This window comes from Comamonas resistens, from assembly GCF_030064165.1.
GTDB classification, from domain to species: Bacteria; Pseudomonadota; Gammaproteobacteria; order Burkholderiales; family Burkholderiaceae_C; genus Comamonas; species Comamonas resistens.
Map to the genome: position 1 here is coordinate 2,616,298 of NZ_CP125947.1, position 19,004 is coordinate 2,635,301.

The 19,004-nt window shown below is 53.5% G+C and carries 22 protein-coding genes, 1 tRNA gene, 2 pseudogenes and 1 other annotated feature; of the genes and pseudogenes, 13 read left to right on the forward strand and 12 right to left on the reverse strand.

The genetic code is table 11. The annotated features are described in order from the left end of the window. Positions 1-74 precede the first annotated feature (74 nt). Positions 75-611 carry a hypothetical protein gene (locus QMY55_RS12165; protein ID WP_283488842.1) on the reverse strand — a complete coding sequence of 179 codons (537 nt, stop codon included), beginning with the start codon at positions 609-611 and terminating at the stop codon, positions 75-77. A 584-nt stretch (positions 612-1,195) separates the two neighbouring features. Beyond that, on the reverse strand, positions 1,196-1,672 hold the full coding sequence (locus QMY55_RS12170) for a GNAT family N-acetyltransferase (RefSeq protein ID WP_283488843.1): 477 nt from the start codon (positions 1,670-1,672) through the stop codon (positions 1,196-1,198). A 210-nt stretch (positions 1,673-1,882) separates the two neighbouring features. Between QMY55_RS12170 and QMY55_RS12175 the strand changes: the two genes are divergently transcribed. The 3 genes from QMY55_RS12175 (at position 1,883) to QMY55_RS12185 (ending at position 4,694) form a co-directional block, all read left to right on the forward strand. After that, a complete protein-coding gene (locus tag QMY55_RS12175) occupies positions 1,883-2,563 on the forward strand; it encodes a hypothetical protein (RefSeq protein ID WP_283488844.1) in 681 nt (226 codons plus the stop codon). Positions 2,564-2,756: 193 nt separating this feature from the next. After that, a protein-coding gene (locus QMY55_RS12180; protein WP_407650676.1) for an IS3 family transposase occupies positions 2,757-3,976 on the forward strand; the annotation gives its coding sequence in 2 pieces (ribosomal slippage) (positions 2,757-3,048 and positions 3,048-3,976; 1,221 coding nt in all). Continuing rightward, positions 3,035-3,151 (forward strand) — a sequence feature (AL1L pseudoknot). (Overlaps the previous gene by 117 nt.) A gap of 34 nt (positions 3,977-4,010) precedes the next feature. Then, positions 4,011-4,694, forward strand: a complete 684-nt coding sequence (locus QMY55_RS12185; RefSeq protein ID WP_283488942.1) for a Rha family transcriptional regulator — start codon at positions 4,011-4,013, stop codon at positions 4,692-4,694. 42 nt (positions 4,695-4,736) lie between these two features. Here the strand turns inward: QMY55_RS12185 and QMY55_RS12190 are convergent, their stop codons facing one another. Further along, the gene (locus QMY55_RS12190; RefSeq protein ID WP_283488846.1) at positions 4,737-5,162 is read right to left on the reverse strand and encodes a hypothetical protein; all 426 of its coding nucleotides are present in this window, start codon (positions 5,160-5,162) and stop codon (positions 4,737-4,739) included. Between the two features lie 344 nt (positions 5,163-5,506). Here QMY55_RS12190 and QMY55_RS12195 point away from each other — a divergent pair, with 344 nt between their 5' ends. Beyond that, positions 5,507-5,962 carry a universal stress protein gene (locus tag QMY55_RS12195; protein WP_283488847.1) on the forward strand — a complete coding sequence of 152 codons (456 nt, stop codon included), beginning with the start codon at positions 5,507-5,509 and terminating at the stop codon, positions 5,960-5,962. Positions 5,963-6,099: 137 nt separating this feature from the next. Here QMY55_RS12195 and QMY55_RS12200 read toward each other — a convergent pair whose 3' ends face one another. Continuing rightward, the gene (locus tag QMY55_RS12200; RefSeq protein WP_283488943.1) at positions 6,100-6,825 is read right to left on the reverse strand and encodes an LrgB family protein; all 726 of its coding nucleotides are present in this window, start codon (positions 6,823-6,825) and stop codon (positions 6,100-6,102) included. Positions 6,826-6,888: 63 nt separating this feature from the next. Beyond that, positions 6,889-7,191: pseudogene (locus QMY55_RS12205) on the reverse strand (CidA/LrgA family protein); the annotation flags it as partial. Positions 7,192-7,578: 387 nt separating this feature from the next. Here QMY55_RS12205 and QMY55_RS12210 point away from each other — a divergent pair. Further along, positions 7,579-8,031, forward strand: coding sequence for a universal stress protein (locus QMY55_RS12210; RefSeq protein ID WP_283488848.1), 453 nt, complete (start codon positions 7,579-7,581; stop codon positions 8,029-8,031). 6 nt (positions 8,032-8,037) lie between these two features. Here the strand turns inward: QMY55_RS12210 and QMY55_RS12215 are convergent, their stop codons facing one another. Beyond that, positions 8,038-8,190, reverse strand: a complete 153-nt coding sequence (locus QMY55_RS12215; RefSeq protein ID WP_283488849.1) for a hypothetical protein — start codon at positions 8,188-8,190, stop codon at positions 8,038-8,040. A 545-nt stretch (positions 8,191-8,735) separates the two neighbouring features. After that, positions 8,736-8,812 (reverse strand) — tRNA-Met (locus QMY55_RS12220). A gap of 199 nt (positions 8,813-9,011) precedes the next feature. Between QMY55_RS12220 and QMY55_RS12225 the strand changes: the two genes are divergently transcribed. Continuing rightward, positions 9,012-9,437 (forward strand): hypothetical protein, encoded by a 426-nt coding sequence (locus QMY55_RS12225; RefSeq protein WP_283488850.1) that lies wholly within the window; start codon positions 9,012-9,014, stop codon positions 9,435-9,437. 2 nt (positions 9,438-9,439) lie between these two features. Here QMY55_RS12225 and QMY55_RS12230 read toward each other — a convergent pair. From QMY55_RS12230 to QMY55_RS12240, 3 genes and pseudogenes are all read right to left on the reverse strand, one after another. Further along, a protein-coding gene (locus tag QMY55_RS12230) for an IS3 family transposase (protein ID WP_283488851.1) occupies positions 9,440-10,527 on the reverse strand; the annotation gives its coding sequence in 2 pieces (ribosomal slippage) (positions 9,440-10,275 and positions 10,275-10,527; 1,089 coding nt in all). Positions 10,528-10,552: 25 nt separating this feature from the next. Continuing rightward, a complete protein-coding gene (locus QMY55_RS12235) occupies positions 10,553-10,867 on the reverse strand; it encodes a hypothetical protein (protein ID WP_283484580.1) in 315 nt (104 codons plus the stop codon). A gap of 428 nt (positions 10,868-11,295) precedes the next feature. Then, positions 11,296-11,517, reverse strand: a pseudogene (locus QMY55_RS12240) (tyrosine-type recombinase/integrase); the annotation flags it as partial. Positions 11,518-11,582: 65 nt separating this feature from the next. On the opposite strand from QMY55_RS12240, the gene QMY55_RS12245 reads away from it, so the two are divergent. From QMY55_RS12245 to QMY55_RS12255, 3 genes are all read left to right on the forward strand, one after another. After that, the gene (locus tag QMY55_RS12245; RefSeq protein WP_001067855.1) at positions 11,583-12,287 is read left to right on the forward strand and encodes an IS6-like element IS26 family transposase; all 705 of its coding nucleotides are present in this window, start codon (positions 11,583-11,585) and stop codon (positions 12,285-12,287) included. A gap of 449 nt (positions 12,288-12,736) precedes the next feature. Next, the gene (gene msr(E) / locus QMY55_RS12250) at positions 12,737-14,212 is read left to right on the forward strand and encodes an ABC-F type ribosomal protection protein Msr(E) (protein WP_000052512.1); all 1,476 of its coding nucleotides are present in this window, start codon (positions 12,737-12,739) and stop codon (positions 14,210-14,212) included. Positions 14,213-14,267: 55 nt separating this feature from the next. Beyond that, complete coding sequence (locus QMY55_RS12255) at positions 14,268-15,152, forward strand: Mph(E) family macrolide 2'-phosphotransferase (RefSeq protein WP_000155092.1); 885 nt, start codon at positions 14,268-14,270, stop codon at positions 15,150-15,152. A 189-nt stretch (positions 15,153-15,341) separates the two neighbouring features. Here QMY55_RS12255 and QMY55_RS12260 read toward each other — a convergent pair whose 3' ends face one another. Further along, positions 15,342-15,593 carry a serine integrase family protein gene (locus QMY55_RS12260; RefSeq protein WP_456064496.1) on the reverse strand — a complete coding sequence of 84 codons (252 nt, stop codon included), beginning with the start codon at positions 15,591-15,593 and terminating at the stop codon, positions 15,342-15,344. 95 nt (positions 15,594-15,688) lie between these two features. Between QMY55_RS12260 and QMY55_RS12265 the strand changes: the two genes are divergently transcribed. Further along, on the forward strand, positions 15,689-16,393 hold the full coding sequence (locus tag QMY55_RS12265) for an IS6-like element IS26 family transposase (RefSeq protein WP_001067855.1): 705 nt from the start codon (positions 15,689-15,691) through the stop codon (positions 16,391-16,393). Here QMY55_RS12265 and QMY55_RS12270 read toward each other — a convergent pair. Then, a complete protein-coding gene (locus QMY55_RS12270) occupies positions 16,284-17,243 on the reverse strand; it encodes a class 1 integron integrase IntI1 (RefSeq protein WP_015057121.1) in 960 nt (319 codons plus the stop codon). The genes QMY55_RS12265 and QMY55_RS12270 overlap by 110 nt on opposite strands. A 155-nt stretch (positions 17,244-17,398) precedes the next feature. Between QMY55_RS12270 and dfrA16 the strand changes: the two genes are divergently transcribed. The 3 genes from dfrA16 (at position 17,399) to QMY55_RS12285 (ending at position 18,966) form a co-directional block, all read left to right on the forward strand. Beyond that, entirely contained in the window at positions 17,399-17,872 is a 474-nt protein-coding gene (gene dfrA16, locus QMY55_RS12275; protein ID WP_255162031.1) for a trimethoprim-resistant dihydrofolate reductase DfrA16, read from the forward strand. A 119-nt stretch (positions 17,873-17,991) separates the two neighbouring features. Next, entirely contained in the window at positions 17,992-18,546 is a 555-nt protein-coding gene (gene aac(6')-Ib / locus QMY55_RS12280; protein WP_283484581.1) for an AAC(6')-Ib family aminoglycoside 6'-N-acetyltransferase, read from the forward strand. Between the two features lie 81 nt (positions 18,547-18,627). Further along, positions 18,628-18,966 carry a YciI family protein gene (locus tag QMY55_RS12285; RefSeq protein WP_011977801.1) on the forward strand — a complete coding sequence of 113 codons (339 nt, stop codon included), beginning with the start codon at positions 18,628-18,630 and terminating at the stop codon, positions 18,964-18,966. Positions 18,967-19,004 lie beyond the last annotated feature (38 nt).

A 19,004-nucleotide genomic window follows, 5' to 3' on the forward strand; every position in this document is an offset into this window, starting at 1 on the left:
GAGTTTAAGCAAAATCCAAGTCCAAAATCGCCCCAGATCAGCCATGGCGCCTCCTCTTTAGCAACGAACTACCGTCAGTCTTTGAGTTGCGCGCCGAACATTCTGTTCCCGAGAAAACCTCGATCAAGAAGCCCAAGCTGACCGGCTATCTCTTGCCGAAGGCGCTCTGCAAGCTTGTTCTCCCCCTCTCTAGGCAAGGAGAAGAACGAAGAGGCGACATTTGCAGGCTCAAATAGAGCAAGCATCAATGCCTCCCCTCCTGTCTTAGTGACCAGCTCTACGCGATTGATGGGGAACTTCCCTTGCAGGATATATGACTGAACAGAGCCAAACATCTCTAAAGGATAGGAGCGCTGCTTTGGCCTAAAGAAAGCTGAAACCCTAGAAATGGTCACTTGACCAGCAGCTGCGTCTAAGGTGACTTCACGTCGGTGTGCAATCACCTTACCCCATAAAGATATCAATCCGAATCCACCGAACACTACCGATACGAAGAGATATTTGGTATCAAAAAATCCCAGCAACAAGCCGAAAACAATCATGCCAAAACTCAGATAGGCGGAGGAGAAAGATAGCTGGCTCTTGACAAGAATAGGATTTAACAAGGTCATCACTGGCCTCCTCTGAGCTTTATCAATGGGTTTACGAAATATCATCACACGGCAAATCTGACTCCGATTAACTCAGTTTTTAGTGAAAAATATAACCATTGAAAGAAAAATCACCAGAACCAAACCAATCGCGCCAAATCCCCGCCCGATCATTTGGTGCTTCTTTTTACAGTCTTGGCAGTAAAGGAAGGTCCCGCCCTTACTGTGATGGATAGGCCAGAGTTGTGCATGCCCTCCACATGCATAGCAGCTCAGCTCTCGATTTCTTCTGCCGCCTCGTACATCCCTGAAAACATGAAAAATCAAAAGCAACACAATGATTAGAATCAGAATTAACGCAAATATAAAAAATGGGTTAATCATCGAAATCTATTTCTTAGTGATTTAGCGACAGGAAAAGCGCTTGAACAGGGTAAGGTACTTGCTGCAAAACATCACCTCAGAGGCATTGCAATAGAGACATAGCTATTCCTGCATATTTGGCAATCATTGTGGTGTTCGTTAGTAACCAAAGTCAACAACCTAACAGCAGCAATTGCTCAACCCCAAACAACCGCCTCTTCCCGTCAGCATGGAACAACGACCTACAGCTCATGGCTGTAAACGATAAACCCGGCATGCCTGGCTAACTTGTCGTAGAGCGCGCGGCCGGCTTCATTGGTTGATTGGGTTTGCCAGTAGACCCGACTCGCGCCGACCAGCGTGGCTTGCTCGTAGACCTTGTGAATGAGGGCCTTGCCAATACCGAGCTTGCGCCGTGTGGGGGCCGTGAACAGATCCTGCAGGTAGCAGACCGGGCCAAGCCTGGTGGTGCTGCGGTGAAACAGGTAATGGGTCAGGCCGACCACTTCCCCGCCATGCTCCGCAACCAACGCAAATACAGGCTCGACGGGGTTGAAGAAGCGTTCCCAGGTTGCCTGGGTGATTTCTTTGGGCAGCGCGGTAGCCCCTGCCCGTCCGTAGAAAGCGTTGTAGCCGTCCCAGAGCGAGAGCCACTGATCAAAATCATCGGGTTTAATGGCTCTTACCACGACACCCGCTACAGCGGTATTTTCAGGCATAGGACAGACTTTCTTGGTTGGCACCACGGGCAAATGGACGGCTTTCGATCAAGTGTAAGGTCTGCTTATCACCAGCTCTGCGCACTCGCGACGGCAGCGCCGTTTATCTGCGCAAGCAATGCGGTAGGCCTAGCTCACCGCCCTACTCTTATTGCCGCTGACACCCCATTGCGTTAGCCTGCGTGCTCCACTATTGCTCAGGAGCCTGCCATGTCCCGTCGTTTGGTTCTTTCTGCCAGCACCGCCGTTGCGGCTGCCGCACTGATTGTGGGTTGCGGCGCCATGGGCGCGTCGGGCGGCAACCCCATGAGCTTCTTTATCACCAGCACCAACCCCGGCAAGGGCGGCGACCTGGGCGGGCTGGCCGGGGCCGACCGCTACTGCCAGTCGCTGGCCGCCAGCGTGGGCGCAGGCAACAAGACCTGGCGCGCCTACCTGAGCAATGCTGCGCTGAATGGACAACCGGCCGTCAATGCGCGCGATCGCATCGGCAACGGGCCGTGGCGCAATGCCAAGGGCGTGGTCATTGCCACCAGCGTGGCCGACCTGCACAGCGCCAATGCCAAGGTCGGCAAGGACACCTCGCTGACCGAAAAAGGCGAAGTCGTCTCGGGCTTTGGCGATGAGGTCAACCGCCACGACATCCTGACCGGCTCGCGCCCTGACGGCACCCTGGCCGTGCCCGAGCCCGGCAAAGACACCACCTGCGGCAACTGGACGAAGAGCGACGGCGGCTCTGCCATCGTGGGCCACCACGACCACAAGGGCACCAACCCCGACCCTGTGGCCAATGCCTCCTGGAACTCGTCGCACGGCACGCGCGGCTGCAGCATCGAGCAGCTCCAGCAAAGCGGCAGCGCCGGGCTGATGTACTGCTTTGCGACCAACTGAGCTGGATGAAAGCCCGGGCTTCGGCCTCCACTCAGTAGCACCCTTGCTGTCGATTGAAAAATAGACTTGACCTAACGATTGCACGCAGGGGAACTAAAAAACCTTCCAGCTAGTTGAAAACGACAAGGGCGCCCACAGAGGGGTGAATCGCCCCGGGTTTTAAGGAGGTTCAACACTCTGAGAGGATTGAGCCATGAGCAAGTCGAACAAGTTCTCACCCGAGGTGCGTGAGCGGGCGGTGAGGATGGTGCAGGAGCACCGGGGGGAGTACCCGTCGCTGTGGGCGGCCATCGAGTCCATCGCGCCGAAGATTGGATGCGTGCCGCAGACGCTGCACGAATGGGTCAAACGCGTCGAGGTCGACACTGGCGTGCGTGAAGGCATCACGACCAGTGAGGCCCAGCGGATGAAGGAGCTGGAGCGCGAGGTCAAGGAGCTGCGCCGGGCCAACGAGATATTGAAGCTGGCCAGCGCGTTTTTCGCCCAGGCGGAGCTCGACCGCCGGCTCAAGTCCTGAAGGATTTCATCGACAAGCATCGCGATGCCTTCGGGGTCGAGCCGCTCTGCAAGGTCTTGCAGGTCGCCCCGTCGGCATATCGAAGGCATGCGGCGCTGCTGCGTGAGCCTCACAAACGCTGCATCCGGGCTCAGCGCGATGATGTGCTGGTCCCGGAGATTCAGCGCGTCTGGCAGGCCAACATGCAGGTCTACGGCGCCGACAAGGTGTGGCGGCCACTGACTCGCGAAGGCGTGACCGTGGCCCGCTGCACGGTCGAGCGATTGATGCGCCGGCTGGGCCTGCGCGGCAAGGTCGTGCGCACCACGATTGGCGATGCCAGGGCGCCATGTCCGCTGGACCGAGTGAATCGGCAGTTCCGTGCCGAGCGGCCGAACCAGTTGTGGGTCAGCGATTTCACGTACGTCTCGACCTGGCAGGGCTGGCTGTACGTGGCCTTCGTCATCGATGTGTTTGCTAGGCGCATCGTCGGCTGGCGAGTGAGCAGTTCGATGCGAACGGACTTCGTACTCGACGCGCTGGAGCAGGCTCTATATGCCCGGCAGCCGGAGCGCGATGGAAGCCTTGTTTGTCATTCGGACAGAGGGTCACAGTACGTCAGCATTCGCTACACCGAACGACTGGCAGAAGCCGGCATCGAGCCGTCTGTGGGCAGCAAGGGCGACAGCTATGACAACGCCCTGGCCGAGACCATCAACGGCCTCTACAAGGCCGAGCTGATTCACCGCCGAGCGCCATGGAAAACCAAGGAGGCCGTGGAGTTCGCAACGCTCGAATGGGTGTCGTGGTTCAACCACCATCGCCTGCTCGAACCCATCGGGTATATCCCGCCTGCAGAGGCTGAGGCAAACTACTATCGGCAACTCGCCAGTCAGAACACCGAGGTGGTGGCCTGACTTAAACCAAACAGCCTCCGCGAATCCCGGGGCGATTCACGCTAACGTGCTGCGTGACATTCGCAACTTGTTGCCGCAGTTGCCTGATGGAGGTGTCCTCAATTTTGAGGAGCCCCCCCTTACTGACGAGCAAAACGGTCAAACCTACCCCGCTTACCGCCTGACCCGCGACGGCTTTACGCTGCTGGCCATGGGCTTTACGGGCAAGAAGGCGCTGGCTTTCAAGCTGGCCTATATCGACGCCTTTAACCGCATGGAAGCCGCGCTGCACCAGCCGGCAGACTCGCAACGCATGGAGCTGGCCTTTTCTCTGGCCGCAGAGGCCGCGGCGCAGGTGCACCGCACGGTGTTCAATGCGGTGATGGAAGGTGACGCAGACGAGTGGCAGCACAGCCGCTACCTGCTGAATCTGAACTACGACAGCCAGGGCCGCCCCACCCTGCCCCATGCCCAGGCGATCGCCTCCGACCAGATGGTGGTGTCCTTCAACAGCCTGCCGCAGCGCATTGCCGACGGCGAGATCATGAGCGCGACCGATGCGCAGCTGGCCACGCTGGCAACGGCCTGCACCCAGCGGCTGACCCAGCGCGCCCAGCACCGCGAAAAGCAGGTAACGCTGCCGGTGTACCCTGGCCAGCGCCCCTCGCAAGCTTCGGCCCTGTCAGCCAAGCAGCCGCCCGCGCCCGATGACGGCCTGCTGCGCATGACGTTCCGATAAGCCGCTTTTGATATGCCAAAGCCCCCTCTGAGGGGCTTTTGTTCAGTCCTCTTGGGTGGAGGGCCAGAACAACTCTCGCACTTCGGGAGAGTAGTACGGCAAGGCAAGCACCGCACCAAAGAGTGCGCAGCCCAAGGTCGATGTCGCGTTCCCCAGGCCGGACAGCACAATCGGCGGGCTGAAACAGGCGACGACTACGGTCGCCACAGAAGACCACAGGGTAAACCGAGGCGCCCATGCTCTGAACCGCAGCAGCCCGTAAAAGGAAATGAGGCCGAGCACCACGAGCACCGAAAACGCCAGCAGGAAAAGCCAGTCCATGGGGCCGACCTCCGACTGCATCAGAAGACTCTGAGAAAGATCGGTCAGCTCACGGGGCACCAGATCAAAGCCATATTCCGCCAGCATTCCGAGTATGGGGATGCTCAATGAAGCAATCACCAATGCGCGATACGTCGATTTACCCATGCCCTCTCCAAGTTGCTATTGGCGAATCGTACTACCGCCCCACGCGCTGATAGCGATTTGCCCCACGGATGAGAAAGCGCCCCGGCAAGACGCCGGCAAGCACCCGATAGGCGCGGCATCACACCTGTCGCATGACATTCAGGTAGTCTGCTGTTGATCGCTGCCAGTGCGAGATGGATTGGGGCTTGAGGCAGTTTTTGCTTGCATTTCAAGCCTTTGATCTTCATCAAGAGACTGTCTGAATACTCACTTCGGGGTGTTGCATTAGCCGCCCCGGAGTGTGAGCATGGATGCGGTAATCGTTCGGATTGATTGGCAACCGCTGACGCGCAAGGAGGCTGAAAATGTTCAAGCACATCTTGATTCCTACGGACGGCTCGAAGCTCTCCGAAGCCGCGCTGCGCGCGGGCATGCAACTGGCCAGGGAGCAAGGCTCTGCGGTGACGGTGCTGTATGTGATACCGGACTATGCCGCCATGATCTACGGTGCCGAGGTGCTGACGGCGTACAACGCCAGCGAGCTTGACAAGAGCGCCCAGGAGGAAGCCGACAAGGTGCTGCAGATTGCAGTCGACATTGCCAAAACCGAGGGCGTGGTGTGCAAGACCGAGCGGGTGATGAATATCTCGATCAATCAGGCCGTCATCAAGCAAGCCAAGGACAGCGGCTGCGATCTGATCGTCATGGCATCGCACGGCCGCAAGGGCATTGCCGGCATTCTGCTGGGCAGCGAGACCCAGCGCGTGCTTGTGAACAGCAGCATTCCAGTGCTGGTGCATAGGCCGACTGTGAAAGGCTGACCCAGAGCTGCGTCACAACTTTTGATAGCTGCCAGCGCTTGATGGATAAGCGATAGAGGCAATTTTGATCTCAAAAAAAACTCTCCAGTTCCATCCAGGGCCTGGAGAGCTCTCACGGCAGCGGAGCAGCACCCCGCTTAGAACCAGCGGGCTATCAGCGGCATGAGCAGCGCCACAAGCAGCACCTGCAGGCTGAGGGCCAGGCCGGCATAGGCACCGGCATCCGCATTGACCTGCAGCGCGCGCGCCGCACCGATGCCGTGCGAGACGGTGCCGAGGGCAAAGCCGCGCGCCACCCAGTCAGTGTCGGTAGTGCCGATTCTCAGCAGCTTGAATAGCGCGCCTGCGGACAGTGCACCGATCAGGCCGGCCAGCACCGCAAACACGGCGGCCAGCGCCGGAACGCCGCCTATTTTTTCTGCCACGCCCATGGCTACAGGGGCAGTCACGGACTTGGGTGCCAGGGAGCGCAGCACTTCCTCGGGCAGCCCCACGGCCCAGCCCAGGGTGACGGCAACGATGGCGGCCGTAGCGCCCCCGGCCAGCGCGGCGATCAGCAGCCGGGCCCATTTGCGCTTGAGCTCTTCGCGCCGCTGCCATAGCGGAAAGCCCAGAGCCACGACGGCGGGGCCCAGCAGAAAGTGAATGAACTGCGCCCCGGCGAAGTAGGTTTGATAGGGGATCTGCGTGAGCATCAGCACGGTGCCCAGTACCACGATGGACCAGAGCACCGGGTTGGCCCATGGCGCCTGCCCGGTGCGGCTATAGACCCCATGGGCCAGCACGTAGACCGCCAACGTGGCCGTGAGCCCGAACAGCGGCGCCGAGGAAAGATAGACCCAGAGCTGTACAAAATCAGGCATCGGCGCCCCCTCCTGACGGGTGTCTGCGGATTCGTTCAGAAGGAAGCGCGCCAGCAGCACGGTGACGATCATGCCCACCCAGGTGGAGATTGCGATGACCAGAAGCAGCTTGAACCCGTAGTCGCGCAACAGACTCAGGTGCGTGATGACGCCCACGCCCACCGGCACAAACAGCAAGGACAGATGGGAGAGCAGATAGCTGGCGGCGGCCTGCACCGGCTCCCGCACCAAGGTAAAGCGCATGGACAGCACCAGCAGCAGCATGCCGATGACCGGGCCGGGGAACGGTAGTCTGAGCAGCCGTCCCAGCGCCTCCCCGGTCAGCTGCAGCACCAGGAGCCACGTTATTCCTTGCAACGCTTGCATTCGAGATCGCCTTTCTGTCCAAACCAGGCCCCATCAGGCAGGGGCTGCTGAGTCTTCTTGAAGAGCAATGATGCCCGAACAGGCTCGATGATCAGGCTTGCACCGCCTGAACAGGCAGCAGACGCCGTATCCCTGCTTGTCAGGCCATAACTCAACGGAAGGCCACACACACACGCAACTGCCTCGCTTACGCTGGGAAACTAGCTCATCTTTTGCTAGCTTTCAGCGATTGATGGATAAGGGGTAAAGGCTGTTTTGACCTGTGCAAGAGGTTTCTGACGTTCATCCCACTCCGAAGCAATGTGGGTGAAGGGGTGTTGCATTCAATGCGCCAGAGTGTGACCATGACACAGCGCTTGATTTGTTTCATCGCACAGGGGGCCAGATATGTTCAAGCACATTTTGATTCCTACGGACGGCTCGAAACTCTCTGACGCGGCACTGCACGCGGGCCTGCAACTGGCCAAGGAGCAAGGCTCCGAGGTAACGGTGCTGTATGTGATGCCGGACTATTCGGCCCTGATGTACAGCGGCGAGGGGATGTCGACCTACAACTCCAGCGAACTGAACAAGGATTCCGAGAAAACGGCCGACAGGGTGCTGCAGGCGGCGCAGGACCTTGCCAAGGCAGAGGGCATGGCGTGCAAAACTGCACGAACCACGAACTACTCGGTGCACCAGGCCATCATCCAGCAAGCCAAGGACAGCCACTGCGACCTGATCTGCATGGCATCGCACGGCCGCAAGGGCATTGCCGGCATCTTGCTGGGCAGCGAAACCCAGCGCGTGCTGGTGAACAGCAGCATTCCGGTGCTGGTGCATAGGTCGGCAAAGACCTAGGGCTGCTCAGCACCAACGAATGGCTGCGATCAGGCCGCCCAGGCCTGCGGCAGTGATGCCCAGTGCAACCAGCACATAGGCCACGGCGATACGGCGGGCATGGCGGGCAGCCGCGGCTGCGTCCAATGGCGCGCTGACAGTCACCTTGGAAAATATCATCCGCTCTCTGTCCTTGGTCTTGGGAGGATTGGGGAAGAAAGGCCCCAGGCGGTCTCAACGCCCCGGGGCTTTCGCCTTTCTGGGATCTGCTCAATCGGTCGCCAGCAGTTGCCGGTCTACCCGCACCTGCCCTTTCAGGGCGGCGAGTCGCTTGTGCCGATCTGCGAGATCTCGGCAGGCAGCTGCGTCACTGGCAAGCTGGGCACTCCTGGTGGCTCCGCGGTCGTTCATGTGCGTTTACAGCATGGCGATTCCGGTCTAAAGCTGGGGTATAGAGTCGATATGCGTTTAAGGGTTATCACCTGGCAACCTCTTGCACCAGAAGATCAAAATGGAATCACTCACCAGAAGCTCCATCCAGAGAGAGATCAAGACTGAAGTCCATTTACGCCTCTTCTATCGGCAAGTTTCAGTGAGTGAAGGGCCTACCTAGTAGGCCCTTTCTGTTTTTTACAGACACACTTGCCATGCACTTTCCCGAGCGCGCTCCCTAGCTGGCTCAGGGGAAACGAAAAAGCCCCGACCGTTTCCGATCAGGGCTTTATTGGTTGCGAGGGCTGGATTTGAACCAACGACCTCCGGGTTATGAGCCCGACGAGCTACCAGACTGCTTCACCTCGTGATATTCCGCGTCGGGGGGCCGAACACCAATCCTAGGTGCCGGCTGCTATCCCCGACAGGCGCATTCTAGCACATCTGAATAAATTTACAGTATGTATACACATTCAGTATTTAGCCATGCTTCTGCCCTGTCCACGCTGCACGCGCTTGCCTGCTTTCAGTTCCTTGAGGGCTTCACCGAAATTCATTGAAAGTTCTCCTTGAAATCCCGGGCATCGACATCCCGATGCCGAACCTGCGCCCCCCAGCTGCCGCTGGCCTACCACTATGGCAAGGGCCAGAAATGGCGCGGCTACCGCTTCATCTGGGACTGGGGCCTGAACGAATCTCACGTCGACTTCACCGACGCGGTGCTGTCCAACCTGCAGTACGAGCTGTCCGAAGGCGGCAGCGTGACCATCAAGGGGGCCATTTCGTACAACGGCGAGGAGCTGGAGAACAACGACCCCTTCGGCGAGCTCTCCGGCCTGGCAGCCGAGGGCGAAATCTCCATCAAGCTGCTGGCCCCGGCCGAGCTGGTCCAGGCCAAGAAGGGCTACCGCGCGGGCAAGCCAGACACTCCGGCAACAACGCCCGACGGCGGCAGCGGGGGTAATCCCCCCATAAACCACCGCTCTGAGAAGTAGAGCTATGCGGTCATGGCCACCCGCTGTGTGGGGGTGATGCCGTCCAATGCCATGTTTGGGCGTTCATGGTTGTAGCGCCACATCCACTGTGTGGCGAACTCCCGAATCTCGTCGAGGTCGAACCAATAATACTGTGACAGCCATTCGTAGCGGACTGTTCTGTTGAAACGCTCCACGTAGGCATTCTGTTGGGGTTTACCGGGCTGGATGTGTTCGATGCGGATTCCTTGCCCGCTGACCCAGTGCAGCAGCGTAGCACTGATGTATTCCGGCCCGTTGTCGCAACGTATCGCCTGTGGTTTTCCACGCCAGGCCATGATCTGGCCCAAGACTCGAATCACGCGATGCGATGGCAGTGAGAAATCCACCTCAATGCCCAAGGCCTCACGGTTGAAGTCATCGATCACGTTGAGCAGCCGTATGCTGCGGCCATCTTCAAGCTGGTCATGCATGAAGTCCATCGACCAGACTTCGTTGCAGTGCTCTGGCACCGTGAGCGGCTCAGGCTTCTCGCGCACCAAGCGCTTGCGTGGCTTGATACGTAGGTTCAGCTCCAATTCCCGGTAGATGCGATAGACACGCTTGTGGTTCCAGGTAAAGCCACGCACGTTGCGCAGATACAGAAAGCACAAACCAAAGCCCCAGTTGCGGTTGTTGTCGGTCAGACGCAGCAGCCATTGGACGATCTCGTCATCCTCCATGCTGCGCTGGGCAACATAGCGATAGCAGGCTTGGCTAATCTGGAATGCTTGGCAGGCAGATCGGATCGACACGCCGTGCTGCTGCACTGCTCGCTGAGCCATCTCACGTCTGCGAGATGGCTTCACCACTTTTTTGAGAGAGCTTCCGAGACGATCTCCGCCTTGAGCTTCTCCTCGACGTACATCTTGCGCAGGCGCCGATTCTCCTCTTCCAGCTCCTTCATACGAGCCATGAGTGGCGCATCCATGCCGCCGAACTTGGCACGCCACTTGTAGAACGTCGCCGAGCTGATGCACAGTTCACGACAGAGTTCTGGGACCGTCAGGCCAGCCTCTGCTCGCTTGAGTGCGTCGATGATCTGGCTGTCAGTGAAACGTGATTTCTTCATGGTAGAGATTCTCCTGGGAGAGTCTCTACTTCTCAGGGCGCTGGAACTGCGGGGGGATTACCCCTTGCTGAAGGTCAATCGTGTAGGTCTGATTGCGTGAAGAACTTTTGAGCCGCTTGGCAAGTTCTTCTATGGACGCTTTGTTCTTATAGCTCATTGCTTCACTTCGCCTCAACTCATGGTCAAGGTTGAACTGTAAAGCAAGAACCCTTGCAATCCTCGGGTCTTTGGTGTTGAGGCTTTGAAGGGTCTCTTTTCTCTTGCCGTATTCATCTTTGTAGATGACACGAAGGCAGAAGACACCGAAGCGATTGAGCTTGAGCCGTGGGACTTTTATCAAGGTGGGACACCAAAGTGGGACACCCAACTGAGAAAATCGGCAAAAAACTCTTAAAAATCAACAGCTTGAATAAGCTGGAGCGGGTGAAGGGAACAAATCCGCGCATCCAACCCATTGATTAATAACGGGTTTCCCCAGTTCGGATGTCCGATTTGGGCCACAAATGATACCAGTTTTGCCCTCCTGATGGATAGATGCATCCACTGCTGTCTTAGGGCAGCTACAGTGTCGTTTTCAGAAGACGGCTGCACTGAACGTCAGAAGCCGACTGCACTATAGCAGCGGAGGGGTTGGATCCATCAGGCAACGACGGGCTGCTGCCGGCCATCAGCGGACGCAGGGAGGACTTTCCGCAACCGGCCGTTCGATGCGGCACCGATGGCCTTCGCGCAGGGGTAGTGAATCCGCCAGGATTGACTTGCGCTGCCCTACCTCTCACTAGTGAGGGGCGGCAGCGCATCAAGCGGTGAGCGCACTCCGGCACCGCCAACTTTCAGCACATGCGTGTAAATCATCGTCGTAGAGACGTCGGAATGGCCGAGCAGATCCTGCACGGTTCGAATGTCGTAACCGCTGCGGAGCAAGGCCGTCGCGAACGAGTGGCGGAGGGTGTGCGGTGTGGCGGGCTTCGTGATGCCTGCTTGTTCTACGGGGCACTGTTGCAAATAGTCGGTGGTGATAAACTTATCATCCCCTTTTGCTGATGGAGCTGCACATGAACCCATTCAAAGGCCGGCATTTTCAGCGTGACATCATTCTGTGGGCCGTACGCTGGTACTGCAAATACGGCATCAGTTACCGTGAGCTGCAGGAGATGCTGGCTGAACGCGGAGTGAATGTCGATCACTCCACGATTTACCGCTGGGTTCAGCGTTATGCGCCTGAAATGGAAAAACGGCTGCGCTGGTACTGGCGTAACCCTTCCGATCTTTGCCCGTGGCACATGGATGAAACCTACGTGAAGGTCAATGGCCGCTGGGCGTATCTGTACCGGGCCGTCGACAGCCGGGGCCGCACTGTCGATTTTTATCTCTCCTCCCGTCGTAACAGCAAAGCTGCATACCGGTTTCTGGGTAAAATCCTCAACAACGTGAAGAAGTGGCAGATCCCGCGATTCATCAACACGGATAAAGCGCCCGCCTATGGTCGCGCGCTTGCTCTGCTCAAACGCGAAGGCCGGTGCCCGTCTGACGTTGAACACCGACAGATTAAGTACCGGAACAACGTGATTGAATGCGATCATGGCAAACTGAAACGGATAATCGGCGCCACGCTGGGATTTAAATCCATGAAGACGGCTTACGCCACCATCAAAGGTATTGAGGTGATGCGTGCACTACGCAAAGGCCAGGCCTCAGCATTTTATTATGGTGATCCCCTGGGCGAAATGCGCCTGGTAAGCAGAGTTTTTGAAATGTAAGGCCTTTGAATAAGACAAAAGGCTGCCTCATCGCTAACTTTGCAACAGTGCCTAAAATAAGCCTTATATCCAAGCATAAAACAAGGTTGTCTAGACTTCTTTTAACAGTAAAGTTATCATAAAACTGAATTTTATTTTTTAGGTAAGTTTATGCATTCTATCCGCATTCGTTAAGACACAACTATTTGCATAGTGACACTATTTTATAATGGTGGGCTTTTGTTGTGTCTTTAAGAATATATGCGGATATATAAAGTAAAAGTATGCTTAATTTATAAGTATGCTTTTAGTGCATAGTTTCCAGTTATAACTTAATTGACTAGCTATTTGTCCACCCTGTGGATGAATAGCTTTTTTTTTGGGAGGACACTGTGATGCTAGCTTTTGTTTTCACCTAAATCCTGTTTGCTGCATAAAAAATTTCAAGAGCTAAACAGGAGTAAATAAAAATGAGTTTAATTATTAAAGCGAGAAACATACGCTTGGATTATGCTGGGCGTGATGTTTTGGATATTGATGAATTGGAAATTCACTCTTATGACCGTATTGGTCTTGTGGGTGATAACGGAGCAGGAAAGAGTAGTTTACTCAAAGTACTTAATGGCGAAATTGTTTTAGCCGAAGCGACATTACAGCGTTTTGGTGATTTTGCACATATCAGCCAACTGGGCGGAATCGAAATAGAAACGGTCGAAGACCGGGCAATGTTATCTCGCCTTGGTGTTTCCAATGTACAAAACGACACAATGAGTGGCGGAGAGGAAACTCGTGCAAAAATTGCTGCCGCATTTTCCCAACAAGTACATGGCATTCTAGCGGATGAACCAACCAGCCACCTTGATCTCAATGGAATAGATCTACTTATTGGTCAACTTAAAGCATTTGATGGAGCATTACTTGTTATCAGTCATGACCGATATTTTCTTGATATGGTTGTAGACAAGATATGGGAGTTAAAAGACGGTAAAATTACGGAATATTGGGGTGGTTACTCGGATTACTTGCGTCAAAAAGAAGAAGAGCGACAACACCAAGCCGTAGAATATGAGCTGATGATGAAGGAACGGGAGCGATTAGAATCTGCTGTGCAAGAAAAACGCCAGCAAGCTAATCGATTAGACAATAAGAAAAAAGGAGAAAAATCCAAAAACTCTACCGAAAGTGCTGGACGACTTGGGCATGCAAAAATGACTGGCACCAAGCAAAGAAAACTGTATCAGGCAGCTAAGAGTATGGAAAAGCGTTTGGCTGCATTAGAAGATATTCAAGCACCAGAGCATTTGCGTTCTATTCGTTTTCGTCAAAGTTCAGCCCTAGAACTGCACAATAAGTTCCCGATTACGGCAGATGGTCTGAGCTTAAAATTTGGTAGCCGTACTATCTTTGATGACGCTAACTTTATAATACCGCTTGGCGCTAAAGTCGCTATAACTGGATCGAATGGAACAGGGAAAACGTCCTTGTTAAAAATGATATCAGAACGTGCTGATGGATTAACCATATCTCCAAAAGCTGAAATTGGCTACTTTACACAAACAGGATATAAATTTAACACGCATAAATCTGTGCTCTCCTTTATGCAGGAAGAGTGCGAGTACACAGTTGCGGAAATTCGTGCAGTATTGGCTTCAATGGGGATCGGAGCGAATGATATTCAAAAAAACTTATCCGACTTATCGGGAGGTGAAATCATCAAACTGCTTTTATCCAAAATGCTTTTAGGAAAATATAATATTTTGCTTATGGATGAACCAGGAAACTATCTTGACCTAAAAAGTATTGCCGCATTAGAAACAATGATGAAGTCCTATGCAGGAACTATTATCTTCGTATCTCATGACAAGCAATTGGTCGATAATATTGCTGACATTATCTACGAGATCAAAGACCACAAAATCATCAAGACTTTTGAGAGAGATTGTTAATGATAGCCAATCTAATCCGAACATTAATTATTGAACTCTTTAAAGGAAATTAAAAATGACAATTCAAGATATTCAATCACTTGCTGAAGCACACGGCTTGTTGCTTACGGACAAAATGAATTTCAATGAAATGGGCATTGATTTTAAGGTCGTTTTTGCTCTTGATACAAAGGGGCAACAATGGTTGCTGCGTATTCCTCGTCGTGATGGCATGAGGGAACAAATCAAGAAAGAAAAACGCATTTTAGAATTGGTAAAAAAACATCTTTCTGTAGAGGTTCCTGATTGGAGAATTTCATCTACAGAATTAGTGGCTTATCCCATACTTAAAGATAATCCTGTTTTAAATTTGGATGCTGAAACCTATGAAATAATTTGGAATATGGACAAAGATAGCCCGAAATACATAACATCTTTGGCAAAAACCTTATTTGAAATCCATAGTATTCCTGAAAAAGAAGTTCGGGAAAATGATTTGAAAATTATGAAACCTTCAGATTTAAGACCTGAAATAGCAAACAATTTGCAGTTAGTAAAATCTGAAATTGGTATAAGTGAGCAATTGGAAACCCGCTACAGAAAATGGTTGGATAATGATGTTCTATGGGCAGATTTCACCCAATTTATACATGGCGATTTATATGCTGGGCATGTACTAGCTTCAAAGGATGGAGCTGTTTCAGGCGTTATTGATTGGTCAACAGCCCATATAGATGACCCAGCGATTGATTTTGCTGGGCATGTAACTTTGTTTGGAGAAGAAAGCCTCAAAACTCTAATCATCGAGTATGAAAAACTAGGGGGTAAAGTTTGGAATAAACTATATGAACAGACTTTAGAAAGAGCAGCGGCCTCTCCTTTGATGTATGGTTTATTTGCCTTAGAAACTCAAAATGAAAGCCTTATCGTTGGAGCAAAAGCTCAGTTGGGAGTTATATAATTTAAAAATATGATTGCTGAGAACTGCCTTGTTTTGAAACTTGGTTGGCTTTAATTAGTTTTTAGTATTCTTTATAGAAAATGCCTCGATCAAGGGGCATTTCTAACAATCATTTAACATAAAATTTCTTATGTGAAGTAACCTGAATGCAGCGGTGCCCCATTGGGGGCGCGTTGAGATAAGCCTCTTTTAGATAACTTTAGCAACTCGATAGACAGTTGCAACTCCACAATTCACTGCTTTGGCAATTTCTTCCTTAGTCATATTGCCAACTACTAGCAATTCTTTTATTCGTTTATGTTTAGCCTCATTTGCCTTCTTGCCTGTTGGTTTGTAACCCGAACGTGCCAGGCCCTGCTTAATACGTTCTATACGTTTCTCATTGTCTAGGCGGGCCATTGTTGCCAGAAGATCAATCAACATATTGTTGATGAGTTCCAAGATTGAATGAGTAATGCTGTCACTGGTTTGAAGGCACTGTTGCAAATAGTCGGTGGTGATAAACTTATCATCCCCTTTTGCTGATGGAGCTGCACATGAACCCATTCAAAGGCCGGCATTTTCAGCGTGACATCATTCTGTGGGCCGTACGCTGGTACTGCAAATACGGCATCAGTTACCGTGAGCTGCAGGAGATGCTGGCTGAACGCGGAGTGAATGTCGATCACTCCACGATTTACCGCTGGGTTCAGCGTTATGCGCCTGAAATGGAAAAACGGCTGCGCTGGTACTGGCGTAACCCTTCCGATCTTTGCCCGTGGCACATGGATGAAACCTACGTGAAGGTCAATGGCCGCTGGGCGTATCTGTACCGGGCCGTCGACAGCCGGGGCCGCACTGTCGATTTTTATCTCTCCTCCCGTCGTAACAGCAAAGCTGCATACCGGTTTCTGGGTAAAATCCTCAACAACGTGAAGAAGTGGCAGATCCCGCGATTCATCAACACGGATAAAGCGCCCGCCTATGGTCGCGCGCTTGCTCTGCTCAAACGCGAAGGCCGGTGCCCGTCTGACGTTGAACACCGACAGATTAAGTACCGGAACAACGTGATTGAATGCGATCATGGCAAACTGAAACGGATAATCGGCGCCACGCTGGGATTTAAATCCATGAAGACGGCTTACGCCACCATCAAAGGTATTGAGGTGATGCGTGCACTACGCAAAGGCCAGGCCTCAGCATTTTATTATGGTGATCCCCTGGGCGAAATGCGCCTGGTAAGCAGAGTTTTTGAAATGTAAGGCCTTTGAATAAGACAAAAGGCTGCCTCATCGCTAACTTTGCAACAGTGCCTTCTACGGCACGTTTGAAGGCGCGCTGAAAGGTCTGGTCATACATGTGATGGCGACGCACGACACCGCTCCGTGGATCGGTCGAATGCGTGTGCTGCGCAAAAACCCAGAACCACGGCCAGGAATGCCCGGCGCGCGGATACTTCCGCTCAAGGGCGTCGGGAAGCGCAACGCCGCTGCGGCCCTCGGCCTGGTCCTTCAGCCACCATGCCCGTGCACGCGACAGCTGCTCGCGCAGGCTGGGTGCCAAGCTCTCGGGTAACATCAAGGCCCGATCCTTGGAGCCCTTGCCCTCCCGCACGATGATCGTGCCGTGATCGAAATCCAGATCCTTGACCCGCAGTTGCAAACCCTCACTGATCCGCATGCCCGTTCCATACAGAAGCTGGGCGAACAAACGATGCTCGCCTTCCAGAAAACCGAGGATGCGAACCACTTCATCCGGGGTCAGCACCACCGGCAAGCGCCGCGACGGCCGAGGTCTTCCGATCTCCTGAAGCCAGGGCAGATCCGTGCACAGCACCTTGCCGTAGAAGAACAGCAAGGCCGCCAATGCCTGACGATGCGTGGAGACCGAAACCTTGCGCTCGTTCGCCAGCCAGGACAGAAATGCCTCGACTTCGCTGCTGCCCAAGGTTGCCGGGTGACGCACACCGTGGAAACGGATGAAGGCACGAACCCAGTGGACATAAGCCTGTTCGGTTCGTAAACTGTAATGCAAGTAGCGTATGCGCTCACGCAACTGGTCCAGAACCTTGACCGAACGCAGCGGTGGTAACGGCGCAGTGGCGGTTTTCATGGCTTGTTATGACTGTTTTTTTGTACAGTCTATGCCTCGGGCATCCAAGCAGCAAGCGCGTTACGCCGTGGGTCGATGTTTGATGTTATGGAGCAGCAACGATGTTACGCAGCAGGGCAGTCGCCCTAAAACAAAGTTAACTCGAGGGAGAAATCGTGAAGTTATCACTAATGGCTGCCAAGTCGAAGAACGGTATTATCGGTAATGGACCAGATATTCCATGGGGCGCCAAAGGCGAGCAACTTCTATTTAAGGCAATTACATATAATCAATGGCTTTTAGTTGGACGCAAAACTTTTGAGTCAATGGGCGCTCTCCCAAATCGAAAGTATGCAGTTGTAACTCGCTCTAATTTTTCTACGAATGATGAGGGTGTAATGGTTTTCTCCTCAATTCAGGATGCCTTAATAAATTTAGAGGAAATCACGGATCATGTTATCGTTTCTGGTGGTGGTGAAATATACAAAAGCTTGATTTCCAAAGTAGATACTTTGCATATTTCAACAGTCGACATCGAGCGAGATGGAGACATAGTTTTTCCTGAAATCCCAGATACATTCAAGTTGGTATTTGAGCAAGATTTCGAGTCTAACATTAACTATTGTTATCAAATCTGGCAAAAGAGTTAACAAGCGCCTGCAATCTGACCTCCGGTTACTGTCACCTTTTTTTGCGATGGAGCTGCAAAAAAGGCGCCATTAACCTCCGGCAGTTGAGGCGGGCGTTAGGCATCACAAAGTACAGCATCGTGACCAACCGCAACGATTCCGTCACACTGCGCCTCATGACTGAGCATGACCTTGCGATGCTCTATGAGTGGCTAAATCGATCTCATATCGTCGAGTGGTGGGGCGGAGAAGAAGCACGCCCGACACTTGCTGACGTACAGGAACAGTACTTGCCAAGCGTTTTAGCGCAAGAGTCCGTCACTCCATACATTGCAATGCTGAATGGAGAGCCGATTGGGTATGCCCAGTCGTACGTTGCTCTTGGAAGCGGGGACGGATGGTGGGAAGAAGAAACCGATCCAGGAGTACGCGGAATAGACCAGTCACTGGCGAATGCATCACAACTGGGCAAAGGCTTGGGAACCAAGCTGGTTCGAGCTCTGGTTGAGTTGCTGTTCAATGATCCCGAGGTCACCAAGATCCAAACGGACCCGTCGCCGAGCAACTTGCGAGCGATCCGATGCTACGAGAAAGCGGGGTTTGAGAGGCAAGGTACCGTAACCACCCCAGATGGTCCAGCCGTGTACATGGTTCAAACACGCCAGGCATTCGAGCGAACACGCAGTGATGCCTAACCCTTCCATCGAGGGGGACGTCCAAGGGCTGGCGCCCTTGGCCGCCCTCATGTCAAACGTTAGACCACAGGAGAGACATCTATGCAGTTCCTCATGATTATCAGCCATGACGATAGTTTTCGGCCTACCGAATCCTTGATTGAAAATATTCATGCTTGGATCGTCGGCATGGAGCAGAAGGGCATTCGTGTATACGGCAATCCGCTCCAGCCAGCTTCCGATGCAGTAACCGTGCGAATTCGTAATGGCGAGGAAAATATCGCCACTGGGCCTTTCTCTGACTCCAAAGAGCAAATGTGCGGCTATGAACTGATTGAATGCAAAGACCTTGATGAAGCAGTCAGACTTGCATCGAAGCACCCCATGGCGGAAGCAGCGACGATCGAGGTTCGACCCGTCTGGGCTCAGCTAGCAAAGTAGCAAGCTATGTGCGAGCAACTCTGGCTGTGGCCTAACAG

Bases quoted from the DNA above. Each gene is read 5' to 3' on its own strand.
- QMY55_RS12175 (WP_283488844.1), top strand. From the start codon at position 1,883: ATGTCCCGTCGTTTGGTTCTTTCTGCCAGCACCGCCGTTGCGGCTGCC.
- QMY55_RS12285 (WP_011977801.1), top strand. From the start codon at position 18,628: ATGCAGTTCCTCATGATTATCAGCCATGACGATAGTTTTCGGCCTACC.
- QMY55_RS12255 (WP_000155092.1), top strand. From the start codon at position 14,268: ATGACAATTCAAGATATTCAATCACTTGCTGAAGCACACGGCTTGTTG.
- QMY55_RS12200 (WP_283488943.1), bottom strand. From the start codon at position 6,825: ATGCCTGATTTTGTACAGCTCTGGGTCTATCTTTCCTCGGCGCCGCTG.
- QMY55_RS12195 (WP_283488847.1), top strand. From the start codon at position 5,507: ATGTTCAAGCACATCTTGATTCCTACGGACGGCTCGAAGCTCTCCGAA.
- QMY55_RS12215 (WP_283488849.1), bottom strand. From the start codon at position 8,190: ATGATATTTTCCAAGGTGACTGTCAGCGCGCCATTGGACGCAGCCGCG.
- QMY55_RS12270 (WP_015057121.1), bottom strand. From the start codon at position 17,243: ATGAAAACCGCCACTGCGCCGTTACCACCGCTGCGTTCGGTCAAGGTT.
- QMY55_RS12245 (WP_001067855.1), top strand. From the start codon at position 11,583: ATGAACCCATTCAAAGGCCGGCATTTTCAGCGTGACATCATTCTGTGG.
- QMY55_RS12210 (WP_283488848.1), top strand. From the start codon at position 7,579: ATGTTCAAGCACATTTTGATTCCTACGGACGGCTCGAAACTCTCTGAC.
- QMY55_RS12170 (WP_283488843.1), bottom strand. From the start codon at position 1,672: ATGCCTGAAAATACCGCTGTAGCGGGTGTCGTGGTAAGAGCCATTAAA.
- QMY55_RS12265 (WP_001067855.1), top strand. From the start codon at position 15,689: ATGAACCCATTCAAAGGCCGGCATTTTCAGCGTGACATCATTCTGTGG.
- QMY55_RS12190 (WP_283488846.1), bottom strand. From the start codon at position 5,162: ATGGGTAAATCGACGTATCGCGCATTGGTGATTGCTTCATTGAGCATC.
- QMY55_RS12165 (WP_283488842.1), bottom strand. From the start codon at position 611: ATGACCTTGTTAAATCCTATTCTTGTCAAGAGCCAGCTATCTTTCTCC.